The sequence below is a fragment of the Streptomyces novaecaesareae genome, assembly GCF_000716875.1.
Classification (GTDB): domain Bacteria; phylum Actinomycetota; class Actinomycetes; order Streptomycetales; family Streptomycetaceae; genus Kitasatospora; species Kitasatospora novaecaesareae.
On record NZ_JNWQ01000061.1, the window covers coordinates 10848 to 26517 of the forward strand.

16 protein-coding genes are annotated in these 15670 nt (G+C 72.9%); 5 read left to right on the forward strand and 11 right to left on the reverse strand.

Features of this window, described 5'->3' with window-relative positions:
• Positions 1 to 35 precede the first annotated feature (35 nt).
• The 6 genes from OP86_RS22365 to stsA all read right to left on the reverse strand — a co-directional run bounded on the left by OP86_RS22365 (position 36) and on the right by stsA (position 4720).
• Positions 36 to 944: an ABC transporter permease gene (locus OP86_RS22365; protein WP_234435082.1), complete on the reverse strand. Its 909-nt coding sequence runs from the start codon at positions 942 to 944 to the stop codon at positions 36 to 38.
• Positions 934 to 1878 (reverse strand): ABC transporter ATP-binding protein, encoded by a 945-nt coding sequence (locus tag OP86_RS22370; RefSeq protein WP_030060267.1) that lies wholly within the window; start codon positions 1876 to 1878, stop codon positions 934 to 936. The genes OP86_RS22365 and OP86_RS22370 overlap by 11 nt, the downstream gene beginning before the upstream one ends.
• Positions 1875 to 2759, reverse strand: a complete 885-nt coding sequence (locus OP86_RS22375; protein WP_030260273.1) for a S24/S26 family peptidase — start codon at positions 2757 to 2759, stop codon at positions 1875 to 1877. Before OP86_RS22375 ends, OP86_RS22370 begins: the two co-directional genes overlap by 4 nt.
• Positions 2743 to 3033, reverse strand: a complete 291-nt coding sequence (locus OP86_RS22380; RefSeq protein ID WP_030060270.1) for a PqqD family protein — start codon at positions 3031 to 3033, stop codon at positions 2743 to 2745. The genes OP86_RS22375 and OP86_RS22380 overlap by 17 nt, the downstream gene beginning before the upstream one ends.
• A gap of 14 nt (positions 3034 to 3047) precedes the next feature.
• Positions 3048 to 4469, reverse strand: a complete 1422-nt coding sequence (gene stsB, locus OP86_RS22385) for a StsB family radical SAM/SPASM domain sactipeptide maturase (RefSeq protein WP_030060271.1) — start codon at positions 4467 to 4469, stop codon at positions 3048 to 3050.
• 131 nt (positions 4470 to 4600) lie between these two features.
• The gene (gene stsA, locus OP86_RS39050; protein ID WP_324604109.1) at positions 4601 to 4720 is read right to left on the reverse strand and encodes a StsA family sactipeptide RiPP; all 120 of its coding nucleotides are present in this window, start codon (positions 4718 to 4720) and stop codon (positions 4601 to 4603) included.
• A gap of 228 nt (positions 4721 to 4948) precedes the next feature.
• Between stsA and OP86_RS22390 the strand changes: the two genes are divergently transcribed.
• From OP86_RS22390 to OP86_RS36805, 3 genes are all read left to right on the forward strand, one after another.
• Complete coding sequence (locus OP86_RS22390; protein WP_030060272.1) at positions 4949 to 5383, forward strand: helix-turn-helix domain-containing protein; 435 nt, start codon at positions 4949 to 4951, stop codon at positions 5381 to 5383.
• Between the two features lie 83 nt (positions 5384 to 5466).
• The gene (locus OP86_RS22395; RefSeq protein WP_063832430.1) at positions 5467 to 6183 is read left to right on the forward strand and encodes an ImmA/IrrE family metallo-endopeptidase; all 717 of its coding nucleotides are present in this window, start codon (positions 5467 to 5469) and stop codon (positions 6181 to 6183) included.
• Positions 6180 to 7415, forward strand: a complete 1236-nt coding sequence (locus OP86_RS36805) for an MAB_1171c family putative transporter (protein WP_051830419.1) — start codon at positions 6180 to 6182, stop codon at positions 7413 to 7415. The genes OP86_RS22395 and OP86_RS36805 overlap by 4 nt, the downstream gene beginning before the upstream one ends.
• A gap of 4 nt (positions 7416 to 7419) precedes the next feature.
• Here the strand turns inward: OP86_RS36805 and OP86_RS22405 are convergent, their stop codons facing one another.
• Positions 7420 to 8739 carry a cytochrome P450 gene (locus OP86_RS22405; RefSeq protein ID WP_234435083.1) on the reverse strand — a complete coding sequence of 440 codons (1320 nt, stop codon included), beginning with the start codon at positions 8737 to 8739 and terminating at the stop codon, positions 7420 to 7422.
• Positions 8740 to 8828: 89 nt separating this feature from the next.
• Here OP86_RS22405 and OP86_RS22410 point away from each other — a divergent pair, with 89 nt between their 5' ends.
• Positions 8829 to 10823 carry a tetratricopeptide repeat protein gene (locus OP86_RS22410; protein WP_157849814.1) on the forward strand — a complete coding sequence of 665 codons (1995 nt, stop codon included), beginning with the start codon at positions 8829 to 8831 and terminating at the stop codon, positions 10821 to 10823.
• Here the strand turns inward: OP86_RS22410 and OP86_RS22415 are convergent.
• Positions 10751 to 11599, reverse strand: coding sequence for a helix-turn-helix domain-containing protein (locus tag OP86_RS22415; protein WP_030260280.1), 849 nt, complete (start codon positions 11597 to 11599; stop codon positions 10751 to 10753). The genes OP86_RS22410 and OP86_RS22415 overlap by 73 nt on opposite strands.
• 64 nt (positions 11600 to 11663) lie before the next feature.
• Positions 11664 to 12443, reverse strand: coding sequence for an SDR family NAD(P)-dependent oxidoreductase (locus OP86_RS22420; protein WP_030060276.1), 780 nt, complete (start codon positions 12441 to 12443; stop codon positions 11664 to 11666).
• A gap of 156 nt (positions 12444 to 12599) precedes the next feature.
• On the opposite strand from OP86_RS22420, the gene OP86_RS22425 reads away from it, so the two are divergent.
• Complete coding sequence (locus OP86_RS22425) at positions 12600 to 13262, forward strand: NADPH-dependent F420 reductase (RefSeq protein WP_030060277.1); 663 nt, start codon at positions 12600 to 12602, stop codon at positions 13260 to 13262.
• A 54-nt stretch (positions 13263 to 13316) separates the two neighbouring features.
• On the opposite strand, the gene galK is transcribed toward OP86_RS22425, so the two are convergent.
• Both galK and galT read right to left on the reverse strand, forming a co-directional pair.
• Positions 13317 to 14507: a galactokinase gene (galK, locus tag OP86_RS22430; RefSeq protein WP_033332928.1), complete on the reverse strand. Its 1191-nt coding sequence runs from the start codon at positions 14505 to 14507 to the stop codon at positions 13317 to 13319.
• A complete protein-coding gene (gene galT / locus OP86_RS22435; protein WP_030060279.1) occupies positions 14504 to 15610 on the reverse strand; it encodes a galactose-1-phosphate uridylyltransferase in 1107 nt (368 codons plus the stop codon). Before galT ends, galK begins: the two co-directional genes overlap by 4 nt.
• Positions 15611 to 15670 lie beyond the last annotated feature (60 nt).

A 15670-nucleotide genomic window follows, 5' to 3' on the forward strand; every position in this document is an offset into this window, starting at 1 on the left:
CACACCTGCGATACAGCGGCCCCCGGGTGCAGGAGTCAGAGGCGGCGGGCCTGCCGCACCATCGAGCGGGTGATCAGCACGCCGGTGGCCACCGCGATGCCGGCCAGCACCAGCATCCACGGCCAGGCCGTCCCGAACCCGAACAGGGCCGCGTCACGCAGGCAGCGGATGCCGTAGGTGACGGGGTCGGCCCAGGACAGCCACCGCAGCAGCGGGGCCATCTGTTCCACCGGGTAGAAGGACGGGGCAGCGAAGAGCAGGACGGGCGCCAGGACGTTGATGGTGACCGTGAACCGCTGGAAGTCCTTGAAGGCCGTCGCGAGCAGGAGGTAGAGGCCGTTGAAGGCGACCGAGGCCAGCACGGTCGCCAGCAGCAGCGCCGCCCAGTGGTCGGCCGGCCAGCGGAAGGAGAACAGGACACCGGCCAGGGCCAGCGCCGCCAGGGTCTGGGCCAGGACGAGCGCGGCTCCGGCCGTGAGTTTGGCCGTGATGTAGCTGCCGCGCCTCAGCGGGTACGACCACAGCTCGACGTCCATGTTCCCCATCCGCTCCTGGAACAGCGAGGCGCCGGCCGTGGTCGCCGCGGCGAGCATCGAGGAGAGCAGCAGGGCCGGGACGGTGAACTCGGCGTAGCCGAAGGGCCGCCCCTGGTACCGGACGTCGCCGATCAGCCGCGACAGCGAGGTGGCGAACAGCAGCAGGTAGACGGCGCTGGGGGTGATGGCGAGGAGCAGGTTGGTCCGGTTGCGCGTGAGCAGGCAGTACTCCCGGTACAGCACGGCGAGGACGTCGTGCTGCCAGGTCCTCCGTCCGGCCTCCGCCTGCCGCGGTACGGCGGTGGCCGGGGCGGTCGCAGCGGTGTCAGAGGTCTCGGTGGTCTCGGTGGTCTCGGTGGCCCCAGGGGTCTTGGTGGTCGAGGTGGTCGAGGTGGTCTCAACGGTCACGGCGGTTCTCCACGAGCTCCAGGAAGGCGTCTTCCAGCGACGGTGTGCGGAACTCCACCGGGGCGCTCCGGCCCTCCGGGGAACCGAGCCGGGCCATGACGCCCGGCAGCAGGTCGCGGACCCCGCGCCCGGTGATCCGCACCGCGCCGTCCGCGGCTACGGCGCTGAGTCCGGCCTGCTCGGCCAGGCCGGCCAGGCGCGCCGAGTCCTCCGGGTCGACGGGCCGCACCAGGGCCGTCTGGTTGCCGAAGCGCTCGGCGAGGTCCGCCGGTGAGCCGTGCTCCAGCAGTCGGCCACGGTCGACGATCAGCACCCGGGCGCAGTTGCGCTCCAGTTCCTCGACGTAGTGGCTGGTCCACAGCACGGTCGTGCCGTCCTGCTCCCGCAGTTCGCGCAGCAGTTCCCAGATCCGGCGGCGGCCGCTGACGTCCAGTCCGGCGGAGGGTTCGTCGAGCAGCAGCAGCCGGGGCCGGCCGAGCAGGGCCCGGACGACCTGGAGCCGGCGCTTCTCTCCGCCGGAGAGGGTGAAGACCAGTTGGGAGAGCGCGTCCTTGAGGCCGAGGGCGTCGAGCAGTTCATAGCAGGCCGGTCGGGCGTTGCGCCAGCGAACGCCCTTGAGGACGGCGGCGATCCGCAGGTTGTCCAGGACGGTCAGCATCATGTCGAAGGGCGCGGACTGGTGGACGACCCCGATGTCGAGCTTGGCCCGCCCGCCGTGTGCCGAGGGCCCGGCGCCGAAGACGGTGATCCGGCCCGCGGTGGGCACGGCGGCGCCGCAGAGCAGCTTGGTGAGCGTGGTCTTCCCCGCGCCGTTCGGCCCGAGGAGTCCGACGACCGAGCCCGGTTCGATGGTGAAGGAGAGTCCGTCGACGGCGTTGCGCTGCATGCCCTCGTACCGCTTGACGAGGTTCTCGGCCTGTACGGCGGCGGTCATCGGGGGCACCCTCCGTCGGTGTCGGTCAGCGGGGTGGCGGCGGCCAGCGCGGAAGCGGCGGTCACCGCGGCAGCGGCCAGCACGGCGGCGGTCGGCGAGGCGGCGGCGGCAGGCGGGGCGGGCCGCAGGGCGCGGACGCGGTCGGCGGCGAAGTCGAGCGTGGCGGCCAGGCCGGGCGGGTCGAGCGGGCTGCCGAAGCGGAGGTGGAGGTCGGCGGTGTCGGGCGGCAGCAGCGGCCGTCCGCCGTCGGCCGCCTGCGGGTAGCCGAACGAGTAGCCCACCAGGATGGTGAGGTCGCGTCCTCCGGCGGCGCGCAGCACGGTGTCCAGCGCCTCGGGCGGCAGGGCGCCGAAGGGGGAGATCCCGATCACCGGCCCGGCGAGGCGCCCGGGGCGCTCGCACTGCCGGACGTCCAGGTCCGTCGACCGGTGTCCGGCCACCGGGCCGGGGATCAGCAGCCGGGTGCGGCCCGGCCCTCGGTCGTGGTCGTGGTCGCGCTCGCGCTCGCGGGGAAGTGGCCCGAGTGCCGAGAGGGCGGGCTGCCGCGGCGGCACCGCGGCGTGGTACTCGGGCACCACGCCCAGGTAGCCGTCCGGTCCCACGACGGGGTCGAGCAGCGGAAGGTTGTCGCCCGCGGTCAGTAGGACGTCCGGGGCGGTCGCCACCACCCGGTGCACGATGATCCGTGCGCCGATGACGGCGGCGACCACGTCGCCCGGGACGACCCGGGGCAGCGGCAGTGCTTCCACGGTGACGACCGTCCCCGGCGCGATGGCCGGCAGCATGCTCTCGCCGCGGGTCCGCAGTCTCGCCCTCCCGGCGGCGGCGAGCACGGCGCGCAGCACGACCGCCTCCGACGGCCCCTCAGGCGTGTGCCGCACCGGACTCCTCCTGGACCAGACCCTCCGCGACCAGCCGGGCCACGAACTCGCTGATGTCACGGGTGATCAGCGCCTGCTGCGCGGGGCTGGTGGCGCCGTACCGCCGGATGAGTTCGGCGGTGGCGTCCTCCGCCGAGCGGTCCTCGGAGAGCAGGATCCAGATCTCGGCGGCGGTGCTGTTGAGGGTCTGGAACTCGCCGATCCGGGCGGAGTAGAGCCGCACCTCGCCGTCAGAGCGGGTCCACACGACCTCGGGGTCGATCCGGTAGCGCATCGGTCTCGGTCCTCTCAGTTGGCGAGCGGCAGCAGGCGGCGCCCCGCGGTCTTCCAGTCGTCGTGCACGGGGTGGACGGAGTCGTCCAGGACCAGCCGGGGGGTCATCATCGTTTCCTGCTCGGCCTTCAGCCGTGCTCCGGGGACGCCGGTGGACTCCCAGATGCTGGCGATCATGGACCGGCGCAGGATCCGGCAGAGGTGGCGGCCGTTGCGGTGGATGTCCCCGGTCTCCGCCATGTGGTACGCGCGGCAGCCGCCGCCGCAGGCGCCCCGGATGTAGCAGCGGCGGCAGTCCTTGAGGTTCTCGCCCGCGTAGACGCTGTTGCGCCGCAGGTCGGCGAGGACGGGCGCCGCGAAGATCTCGGCGAGCGGCTTCCGGCGGACGTTGCCGGCCAGGTGCTGCTTCTCGGTGACGAGCTTGCAGGGGTACACGTTGCCCAGCGAGTTGATGTAGATCTCGTTGCCGCCCATGCCGCAGTTACCCCTGATCGAGCAGGGCTTGCTCGCCTTCGGGCCCTCCGGCAGCAGGTTCTTGGTGAGCGGGTTGGTCCACATGAAGTCGAGGATCTTCTGGTACTCCCCCCAGCCGAAGTCGTAGCCGTCGGTCGCGGCCCGGCCGAGGTCGGAGTGGTTCATCAGCCGCACCCGGGCGATGTCGAGGCCGCCGACGAACTCGGCGAGCCGGTCGAGCAGGTCGACGTTCTCCGGGGTGACCACGTGGTTGATCACCGGCACGACACCGGCTTCGTTCAGCAGCCGCAGTCCGTTGGCGGTGCGGGCGAACGTGCCCTTCCCGCGGGTGCGTTCGTGCATCTCCGCAGTGCCCCCGTCGACGCTGACGGTGACCAGGTTGAAGAGCTCGGCGATCTGCCGGGCGGTCTCCGGGCGGCGGATGACCGTCCCGTTGGTGATCATGTTGACGGCCAGCCCGCGGTCCCGCGCATGGCGGGCGATCTGGAACAGGTCCTTGCGCAGCATCGGTTCGCCGCCGGTGAAGATGAGGTGCCCGACCTTCATGTCGGCGATCTGGTCGACCAGGTCGAGCGACTCGGCGGTGTCGAGCTCCCCGGGCAGGGCCTTCTCGGAGGAGGCGTAGCAGTAGGGGCAGCGCAGGTTGCAGCCGTCCGTGATGGCGTAGTACACGGTGGTCAGCGGCGGCTCGGGCTCGCGGATCGCGGGCCGTCTGCCGGGGAGGTAGACCAGCCAGTTGAGCACCAGCTTGGCCAGGGTCCGTTCCGCCGCGTCGGTGTCCTCGGTGGCCGGCGCGGGCCGGGGCCGGCGACGGGCCAGCGCTTGGAGGACCCGGGTCTCCGGCTCGGAGAGGATGCACCAGGCCGCCAGCTCGGGGTTGGTGACCAGCCGGTCCCCGTCGTTCGCGAAGTACACCAGGTCGTCGGGGACGAGGAGGTCGTCCCACAGGTCCAGCAGCTTCATCCTTGACCTCGCCAGTGAGTGAGGGGTGGTGCCCGAGCAGGAGCCCCGGGCACCACCTGGTGTTCTGATGGCGGAGCAGCCGGCGGCGGACCCCGGCGTTCAGGTCTCGGCCGGCCGCGGCCGGCCGACCGTCAGGAGTCGGACTGGCCGCTGCCGGAACCGGCCAGGGCGCCACAGGCGCAGGCGCAGCCCATCTCGGCGTCGAAGTCGACCGGGGCGATCTCCGGCTTGACCCAGGCGCTCTCGTGCATGGTGCTTCCCTTCTGTCGGTGGAACGCGGACACAACCGGGACGAAGGACGGGGGCCATTCATCTCAGCTGATGCGAGGGAATCTATCTCAACTGAAATGCATGTCAATGGAGTGTGCGGAACGCCCCGAGGACGTCGCCGAAGCTTCCGGTCCGGACCGGGCCCGCCGTCACCGGCCCATCCGGCGCACTACGATGGCCGTCCACGACATTCCGACCGAGGAGGCGCAGTGGCGGCACCCGAGCCGGGCGCACCCGCACCGACGCTCGCCGAACAGATCGACCGGCTGTTCCAGACCATCCGCCGGCCCAACCACGAGCCGTACAGCAACGAGGAGGTCGCGCGGGCCTGCCGGGAGGCCACCGGGGAGAGCTTTTCGGCCACCTACCTGTGGCAGCTGCGCACCGGGCGGCGGGACAACCCGACCAAGCGTCATCTCGAAGCGCTGGCACAGTTCTTCCAGGTCCCGCCCGCGTACTTCTTCGACGACGGGCTGAGCGAGCAGATCGCGGAGGAACTGGCGCTGCTCGGCGCGCTCCGCGACGCCGGGGTGCGGGAGGTCGCGCTGCGGGCCGTCACGCTGTCGCCCGAAGGGCTCGGCACGATCAGCGACATGATCGAGGCGATCGCGCGCAGAGAGGCCAGATCCCAGCGTTCTGACTGATTCCGCCGGCGTGCCGCGCCCCTCTACGATCTAGCGATCAACAGCGGACCGGACGGCGGATCCGGCGGACGAGGGGGCAGCTCGTGGTTGTTGGCTGGCAGCGCACGGTCGGTGGCCGACAGCAGCGGGAGCTCTGGCGGCGATGTCGCAGCATCGCGGCCACCCTGCCCGTCCGGGAGACCTTCGACCCGGACGCCCTCGCGGCCGACCTGTCGGCCCGGCTCGGACGGCCGGTGGAACTCCTGCCGCTGGCCTGGCCCCCCACGTCCGGGCCCTGCGGGCTGCTCGTGAGCACCGACCGGGCGGACTACATCGGCTACCCCCGCGACACCACCCCCCTGCACCAGCGGCACATCGTGCTGCACGAGGTCGGGCACCTGCTGTGCGGCCACCGCGGCGGCCCGGACGTGCTCGCCGGGGCGACCGCCGAAACCCTGCTGCCGAGCCTGTCGGGCGAGCTGATCAGACGGGTGCTCGGCAGGACGGGCTACACCGAGACCGAGGAACGCGAGGCGGAACTGTTCGCCTCCCTGGTGCTCCACCGGGCGGCCCGGCAGGGGCGGGCACCGTCGGCCGCCGCCGGTGCTCCGGAGGTCTCGGAGACCGCCGCCCGGCTCGGTTCCGTCTTCGGCGCCACCGCGACCGGGAACCCCACGGCGGCCGGGAACCCCACGGCGGCCGGGAGCCCCACCGCCGCCGGGAGCCCCGCCGCGGCCGGGAGCTCCATGGCAGCCCCCGGGGCGGGGCACCGCGCGGCGCCGGCAAGACCCGCGGCCACCCCCGGGCCCGACCCCCGGTGACCGAGCTCGTGGCCTACCTGGCCGGCGCGGTCGCCCTGCTCAGCGCGGGGCACCGGATCCGGCTGATCTGGGGGCACCGGGCGGATGCCGGGGCCCGGTACCTGATCGGCCTCGGACTCTGCGTCGGCCTGTCCCTGGTCCTCCTCTCGCGCTCGGCCTCCCAGGCGGTCCGGCCGCCGCTGACCGACCTGCTCCCGCTGCTCGGTGGAGAGGCGAAGCTCGCAGCCGGGTCCTTCCTCGCCCTCATGGCGCACTCGGTGCGCCCGGGAGACCGGGCCCGGCGGTGGGCGCGCCGCCAGAGCGCCCTCTCCCTCACAGTGATGGTGGCCGCCGCGGCGGCGTACCTGGCGGCCGGAGTACGGGCCGGCGACGGCGAATTCACCGTGTCCGACAGCGGACGGGCCGCGCTCACCGTCTACAACGCCCTCTTCACCGCGCACAGCCTCGTGTGCGTGGGCCTGTTCACGGTGGTCGTCCACCGGTCCGCCCGGCACGTCGGGCCCGGCCTGCTCAGGACCGGCCTGCGGGTGGTCGTGGCGGGCGGCGTCTCGGCCTTCGTGTGGTCGGCACTCGGCCTGTTCCCGCTGGTCGTCGCGTTCAGGACCGGCCACCGGGCGACCGCCGAGGCGTCCTGGTCGGTGCCCTTCGCCCTGCTCTCGTCCGCGCTCGGCATCGGCGGCGCCACCCTGCCCGGCTGGGGCGCCCGGCTCGCCGGGCCCCTGCGGCGGCTGCGCGCCTGGCGCAGCTACCGCAGGATCGGACCGCTCTGGTCGGCCCTGCATGCCGCCCACCCGCAGATCGCGCTCGACGCCCGCACACCCGGCGGGATGCTCTCCGTCCCGCTGCGCAACGCCGAGTTCGCGCTCTACCGCCGGGTCATCGAGATCCACGACGGCCGGCTGGCGCTGCGGGCGCACGTCCACCCGCAGGTGCCGGACTGGGCCGCCGCGGCCTGCGCGGGCCTGCCGGCCGGCCACCCGCGGGCTGCGGCCGTCGAGGCCGCCGTCATCGCCGCAGCCATCGAGGCCGCCGCGGCCGGCCTCCGCTTCCGGGTTCCGGCCGTCAGCCCCGCCCCGCACCCGGACCCCTGCGACCTGGCGGCCGAGGTCGGCTGGCTGACCGAGGTATCGGACGCCTTCGCCCGCTCCGTCGCCGTCGAGCGGATCCGCCGCCGGGTCCGCACGGACCTCTGCGGGAACCCGGCCGCCGGGGATGCCACGCCCGTGGAATGACGGGTCAGGTGCGCGGCTGCCAGCGGACCGGCAGGTGCTTGAGGCCGTTCTGGAAGTTCGACACCAGGCGGTCGGGTGCCGCGCCGGGGACCAGTGCCAGCCCGGGCAGTTCGGCGAGGACGTGGCGGAGCATCGCCGTCATCTGCAGGCGCGCCAGCTGGGCGCCGACGCAGAAGTGCGGGCCGAAGCCGAAGCTGACGTGGTCGTTCGGGGACCGCGTGATGTCGAAGCGGTCGGGATCCGGGAAGACGGTCTCGTCCCGGTTGGCGGAGGCGTGGTAGACCACCACCTTGTCACCGCGGCGGATCGGGCGGCCGCCCAACTCGACGTCCCGGGCGGCGGTCCGCCGGAAGTCCACCACGGGCGGCCAGTAGCGCAGCATCTCCTCCACCGCCGAAGGGCCCAACTCCGGCCGCTCGCAAAGCAGTCGGTACTGCTCGGGGTGGGTGAGCAACGCATGCACGCCCCCCGGCAGGGCGTTGCGCACCGTCTCGTTGCCGGCGACCGCGAACAGGAAGAACATCGTCTCGAACTCCGCGGTGTCGAGGCCGCCCTCCCGCATGCGGGCCACCATGCTGCCGGGGCGCGGCTGTTCGGCGACCGCGTGGGCGTAGGCGAACATGTCGGCGAGGGCGGCCCGCGAGCGCGGATTCACCGGACGGCCGTCCGCGGTGCTCCGGGCGGTGGGGCGGTGGACGAGCGCCGTCCGGCCGAGCTCGGTGAGGCCGACCGTACCGGCCGTCCCGGCCGTGCCGGCGTCGGCGTAGTCGGCGTCCTGGTAGCCGATCACCCGGTTCGCCCAGTCCTGCAGCAACTGCCGGTCCTGGTCCGGCACGCCCATGATCCAGGCCAGCGTCCGCACCGGCAGATCGGCGACGATCCGGACGAAGTCCGCCTCACCCTGCGCGCGCACCCGCCGGACGGCAGCCGCCGCCTGCTCCTCGATGCCCGCGGCCAACTCGCCCAGGGCACGCGGGGTGAACGCTCCCGCGACGATGCGGCGCAGCCGGGAGTGGTCCGGCGGATCCTGGTTGAGCATCATCGTCCGTGCGAACTCCAGATCCGCAGCCGAGTCCGGGTCCCGGATCTGCGTCGCGCCCAGGTGCGAGGAGAACACGGCGGGGCTGCGCAGGACCTGCTTCACCTCGGCGTGCCGCAGCACCGCCCAGTACCCCGGCCCGCCCGGCCACTCCCCCACCGCCGGCTCCTCCACCCACCACACCGGAGCCGCCGACCGCAGCTCCCGGAAGAGCCCGTACGGGACGCCGTCGGCGTAGGTGGCCGGGAGGAAGATCTGGTTCACGTACGCCTGGTCGAGGGTCACGTGGATGGACGGTACGGCAGAGCTGCCGAGCTGTCCCGCAGTTCCATAATGGAGGCCATTCGACACACCGGGTGGTGGGGGCGGCACAGGTGCAGGGACAGCAGGGCTGGCAGGTCAGGAACGGCATCGACAACAGCACGGTCAACGGCAACACCTTCCAGGCGCGGGAACTGACGGTCAACCTGCCGCCGGCTCCGGCGGACGCGCAGTGGCCGATGGTGATCGGCCGGATCCCGCCCAGGGCGAGTGCGTTCCAGCCCCGGGACGAGCTGCGGCAGGCGATCGACGCGGCCCGGGAGCAGCACGGGACGGTCGTGTTGAGCCAGGTGCTGGCGGGCGGTGGGGGCGTCGGCAAGTCGCAGCTCGCCGGACACTACGCGCGTGCGGCCATCGATGCGGGCACGGGTCTGGTGCTGTGGGTCGATGCCGCCGACCCCGGCAACGTGACGCATGTCTACGCCCGTGCCGCTGCGACGGTTCGGGTCCCAGGACTCGGCGGTACGGCCGAGGAGGACGCGGAGAAGTTCCTGACATGGCTCGCGTCCACGGACCGCAGCTGGCTGATCATTCTCGACAACGCCACTGAGCACACCCCGGAGAGCCTCTGGCCTGCCACCAGTCGAGGCGCCCGTGGGCGAGTCATCGCTACGACCCGCCACCGGGGCGCCGCCAGCACCGGCAGCGATCGCACGCTCGTCAACATCGGCACCTACTCCCCCGCCGAGTCCGCCGCCTACCTGCGCGAACGAATGGAACGCGCCGGCTGCTCCCACTTCCTCGACGAGCACGCCGCCGAACTCGCCGAAGCCCTCGGCCACCTCCCGCTGGCGCTCGCCCACGCCGCCGCCTACATGATCAACACGCGGCGCAGCTGCGGCCGTTACCTCGGGCTCTTCCGCGATCTCACTCGCAGTCTGGACGCGGTTCTCCCCGCACGTTCCTCGGCTGACGGATACCGGGGCCCGGTGACAGCGGCACTGCTGCTGGCCGTCGACGCCGCGCAGAAGGAGCACCCGGTGGGCCTCGCCCTCCCCGTCCTCCAACTGGCCGCCCTACTCGACCCGGCCGGCCATCCACGCCAGCTGTGGACCACCGCGCCGGTGCTCGACCACCTCAGCCGCATTCGCGGCACGTCCATCGCGGATGACGACGCACTGGACGCACTCGCCGTTCTGCACAACTACAACCTCTACAACCTCGTCACACTCACCGAAACCCCGCACCGCGAAGTCAGCCTCCACGCGCTCACCGCCCGCGCCGTTCTCGGCACTCCCTACGACCGCGAGCCCTACCAGAACGCGATCGCCGAAGGCCTGATCGGCTTGTGGCCCAACGAGGACTACTCGTTCCGCGACCTCGCCGCGGTCCTGCGAGCCAACACCGATGCCCTGATCACACAGTCCGGTGACCTGCTGTGGAATCTGTCCACCGGCGCGCACCAGCTCTTCAACCGGGTTGGCCACAGCCTCTTGAACGCAGGTCTGTACACCGCCGGCATCCAGCACTGGGGCCTCGTCATCGCCGTTCTGGAACGTACCTACGGGGCGGACGACCTCAACACCCTCACCTGCCGCAGCAACCTCGCCACCTCCTACCGGCGAGCCGGACGAACCGATGACGCCGTCGCGCTCCAGGAACGCGTCCTCGCCGACCACGAACGCATCTTCGGCAGCGACCACCCCGAGACCCTCATCTGCCGCAACAACCTCGCCACCTCCTACCAACAGGCCGGACGAACCGACGACGCCATCAGGCTCCAAGAACGCGTCCTCGCCGACCACGAACACAGTCTCGGCAGCGACCACCCCGACATCCTCACCTGCCGCAACAACCTCGCCATGTCCCACTGGCAAGCCGGACGCGGGAGGGAAGCGATCGCGATGCTCAGCCGAACACTGGCAGATGGCGAACGCGTCCTCGGTGTCAACCATCCCTCGACGGTGTTGACCCGAGAGAACTTGCTCGCACTGGCACGACGCCAGGACCCGGCACCACCTGACAGGGACCTTCCTCAGCGCGAGGCGGCCCAGGACAACAGCAGCCGCAGGGAGTCGTCGGACGGGGTGTCGGGGTCGGCGGTGTAGGTGACGAGGGCCTGGCCGGGGTCGTCGGCGGGGCGGAGGGTGTCGTAGGCGAGGTCGAGGGTGCCGGCGAGGGGGTGGTGGAAGAGTTTGCGGCCGGAGGTTTTGTCGGCGACCGGGTGTTCGGCCCAGAAGTGGTGGAACTCCTGGCTGGAGAGGCAGAGTTGGCCGACGAGTTCGGCGAGCAGGGGGTCGTCGGGGCGGCGGCCGGCCTCCAGGTGGAGGAAGGCGACGTTCTCCCGCGCGCAGCCGGCCCAGTCGCCGTAGAGGTCGCGTGAAGCGGGGTCGAGGAAGGTGATGCGGGCGATGTTGCGGTCTTCGACGGGCAGGGCGCCGTAGTCGCCGAACAGGGCGGTGGCGGCCCGGTTCCAGGCGAGGATGTCCATGCGGTGGCCCATCACCACGGCCGGGGTGTGGTCGAGTTGGTCGAGGAGGCGCAGCAGGGAGGGGCGGGGCTGCTGGCGGGCGGTGGTTCGGCGGCGGGGGCGGCCTGCGGGGCGGGCGAGGCGGTGGAGGTGGCCGGACTCGTCGGGGGCGAGGCGCAGAGCGCGGGCGACGGCATCGAGGACGTTCTCGGAGGGGTTGCCGACGCGGCCCTGTTCGAGGCGGGTGTAGTAGTCGACGCTGACGCCGGCGAGGTGGGCGAGTTCCTCGCGGCGCAGGCCGGCGACGCGGCGGCGGCCGCCGTAGTCGGGGAGGTCGACGTCCTCGGGCTGCAGCCGGGCGCGGCGGGTGCGGAGGAATTCGCTCAGGGCGCTGGTCGGGTTCACACCGGTGATTCTCGCCCGGACGGGCGCCCTTGTGCCTGGTCCTGGCAGGACCAGGCACACGTGGTCGCGGTGTTCAGCCGGTGAGGGAGGGGAAGGCCGGGACGAGGCCGCCGTCGATGCCGATGTCCTGTCCGGTGATGTAGGAGGAGCGCTCGGAGAGCAGGAAGGCGACGGTTTCGGCGACGTCCTCCGCCGTGCCGAGGCGGCCGAGGGGGACGTGGGCGCGGATCGGCTCGTGGTCGGCCGGGTCCGGGACGGCGGCGTGGAACATCTCGGTGACGATGTAGCCGGGGCTGACGGAGTTGACCCGGATGCCGCGCCCGGCGAGTTCGCTGCCGAGGGTGCGGGCGAGGCTGAGGACGGCCGCCTTGGTGGCCGCGTAGACGGCGGCGCCGGGCAGGCCGCGGTGCGGGGTCCACGAGGCGTTGAGGACGACGGATCCGCCGCCGGCGGCGTCCAGCAGGGGCAGGGCGTACCGGACGGTGAAGAGGACACCCTTGAGGTTGACGCCCACGGTCCGGTCGAACTCGGCCTCGGTGACCTCCTCCAGCGGCTGGAAGCTCGCGACGCCGGCGTTGGCGAAGACGCCGTCGAGCTTGCCGTACCGCTCGCGCACGGTGTCGGCCAGGCGGGCGAGGTCGGCCGGGACGGCGGCGTCGGCGCGGACGGTGAGCAGCCGGTCGCCGCCGCCGAGCTGCCGGGCGGCGCGGGCGAGGCGGGTGTCGTCGCGGCCGGTGATGACGACCCGGGTGCCGGCGGCGAGGAGTCGGCGGGCGGTGGCGAGGCCCATGCCGCTGGTGCCGCCGGTGATCAGGACGGTGGGGTCGGAGGAGGGGGTGTGGTCCGTGTTCATGCGCCCCACCTTCGCGGCGCGCGCCGGGGTGGTACCAGGCCTGCCTCGACCCCGGGTCCGACGGGACCACCCTGGACGGGGAATCGCAACGGTCGGCCCGTGGTTGGGCCGAGGTGACGAGCCGTTATCGGCACTCGCAGACGAGGGGCTTTCGACATGAAGATCGGCATCATCGGCGCGGGCAACATCGGCGGCAACCTGACCAGGCGGCTGACCGCGCTCGGGCACGAGGTCTCGGTGGCCAACTCGCGTGGCCCGGAGACGCTCAAGGCCCTGGTGGAGGAGACCGGCGCGAAGGCGGTGACGGTCCCGGAGGCGGCACGGGGCGCGCAGGTCGTGGTGGTGACCGTCCCGTTGAAGAACGTGCCGGACCTGCCCGCCGGGCTGTTCGACGGCGCCGCGGAGGGCTTGGCCGTGATCGACACCGGCAACTACTACCCGAAGGAGCGTGACGGCCGGATCAACGCGATCGAGGACGGCGGGCTCACCGAGAGCCGCTGGACGGAGCAGCACATCGGGCACCCGGTGGTGAAGGTGTTCAACGGCACCTACGCACAGGACCTGTTGGACCGGCCGCTCCCGGCGGGCGCCCCGGAGCGGCTCGCCGTGCCGGTGGCGGGGGACGACGAGGCGGCCAAGCGGGTGGTGCGGGAGCTGGTCGACGAGTTGGGCTTCAACACGGTGGACGCGGGCGGGATCGACGAGTCCTGGCGGCAGCAGCCGGCCACCCCGGTGTACGGGCTGCGCGCCGGGGTGGCGGCCGTGACCCGGGCGCTCGCGGAGGCGTCTCCGGAGCGCCCGGCGGCCCACCGGGCGTGATCGGCGGATCCGACGTGATCAGTGGATCGGTCCTGATCAGCGGATCCGGCGCGATCAGCTGATCCGGCGCGCCCCTTCGGCGGGGACGGCCGTGAGGGTGCGCGGCTCGGCGTAGCCGGCGGCGCGGAAGGCGGCGGTGACCTCGGCGGCGACGCGTTCGGCTTCGGCGGTGTCCACCAGGGCGATGACGGAGCCGCCGAAGCCGCCGCCGGTCATCCGCGCGCCGTGGGCGCCGGCGGCCAGGGCGGCGTCGACGGCGAGGTCGGTCTCCGGGCAGGAGATCCGGTAGTCGTCGCGCAGCGAGGCGTGGCCGGCGGTGAGGATCGGGCCGAGCGCGGGGAGGTCGCCGGCGTCCAGGTGGGCGACGGCGGCCTCGACGCGCGCGTTCTCGGTGACGACATGGCGCACCAACGGGCGTAGCTCCGCCGGGAGTTCGTCCAGGGCGGCCGCGAGCCCGGAGGGTTGCAGCGAGCGGAGTGCGGGCAGCCCGAGCAGGGCGGCCGCCCGTTCGCAGCCGGCCCGCAGGGCGGCGTACGCGCCGTCCCCGAGGTCGTGCTTGACCCGGGTGTCCAGGACGAGCAGGGCGAGGCCCGCGCCCGCGAGGTCGACCGGCACCTGACGTGACGTCAGATCGCGGCTGTCCAGGAACAGGGCGGCGCCCGGGCGGCAGCACATCGAGGCCATCTGGTCCATGATCCCGCACGGCACGCCGACGAAGGCGTTCTCGGCGCGCTGCGCGAGCAGGGCGAGTTCGGGCGCGGGGAGGCCCAGCCCGTACAGGTCGTTGTACGCGGCTGCGACGACGCACTCCAGGGCCGCCGAGGAGGAGAGCCCGGCGCCGCTGGGGACGTCGCTGTCCAGCCGAATGTCCGCGCCGCCGACCTGGTGCCCGGCTTCGCGCAGTGCCCAGACCACACCGGCCGGGTAGCCGGCCCAGCCGGGCACGGCGCCCGGGGTCAACTCGTCGACCCGGAGCTCCGCCAGCTGCCGGCCCTGGGCGGACCAGAGCCGCAGCAGCCCGTCCTCCCGCCGGGCCGCCTGGGCGCGGACGGTCTGCGGCAGGGCGATCGGCAGTACGAACCCCTGGTTGTAGTCGGTGTGTTCACCGATCAGGTTGACCCGGCCGGGGGCGGCCCACTCCCCCTCGTACGGACGGCCGTAGAGCTCGGAGAACTCGGCGGCCCCGGAGCTGCCGGCAGGCTCGGCGTTCTCGGTGGACTCGGCGAACTCGGTGGGGGCGTTCATGCGGCGACCTCCCGCAGCCGGCGGGCCGCGTCCTCGGGGGTGATGTCGTTGACGAAGGCGTCCATGCCGGATTCCACGCCGGCCAGGTACTTGAGCTTGTCGGCGGCGCGCCGGATGGTGAACAGCTCCAGGTGCAGGGCGAGTTCGTCCCGCTGCCCGGCGGGCGCCTGGTGCCAGGCGGAGATGTACGGGGTGCGGCCGGTGCCGAAGAGCCGGTCGAAGCGGCGCAGCAACTCCAGGTAGAGGAGCGGGAATTCGGCGCGCTGCGGCTCGTCGAGGGCGGTCAGGTCGGGCACCCGGCGGTGCGGCTGGAGGTGGACTTCGTACGGCCAGCGGGCGGCGAAGGGGACGAAGGCCGTCCAGTGCTCGCCGGCGAGGACGATCCGGTCGCCGTGGGCGCGTTCGGCGGCGAGGAGGTCGTCGAAGAGGTTGCGGCCGGTGGCGGCGCGGTGTTCGGCGGCGCGGGCGGCCATCCGGGCGGTGCGCGGGGTGGTGAAGGGGAAGGCGTAGATCTGGCCGTGCGGGTGGGCGAGGGTGACGCCGATCTCGGCGCCCCGGTTCTCGAAGCAGTAGACCTGCTCGATGCCGGGCAGGGCGGAGAGTTCGGCGGTGCGGTCGGTCCAGGCGTCCAGGACGAGGCGGGCCCGTTCGGGGGTGAGGTCGGCGAAGGAGGCGTCGTGGTCGGCGGTGAAGCAGACCACCTCGCAGCGGCCGGCGCCGGGGCCGCTGGCCCAGAGGCCGCCGGCTTCCCCGGTGAGCGCCACCGGCGGACCGGCCAGTGAGGGGAAGCGGTTCTCGAAGACGGCGACCTGGTAGTCCTCGGCGGGGATCTCACTGTGCCGGCCGTCGCGGGACGGGCAGAGCGGGCACTCTTCAGCCGGGGGCTGGTAGGTGCGGGCCTGCCGGTGGGCGGCGATGGTGACCCAGTCGCCGGTGGCGGGGTCGAGCCGGATCTGGGAGCCGGGGGCCTGCGCGTCGAGCGGGCGTTCGTCGACGGCGGTCCGGGGGGCGGCGGCGCCGCGGTCGTAGTAGATCAGCTGCCGATCGTCCGCGAGGGTGGTCACGGTCCTGACGGTGGGCTGGGTCAGGGTCGTCCCTGGCATGGCCTTCATCCTCTGAGCTCTGAGTGACGTCATTGGAATCAACAGAAAGCTACAATCTCA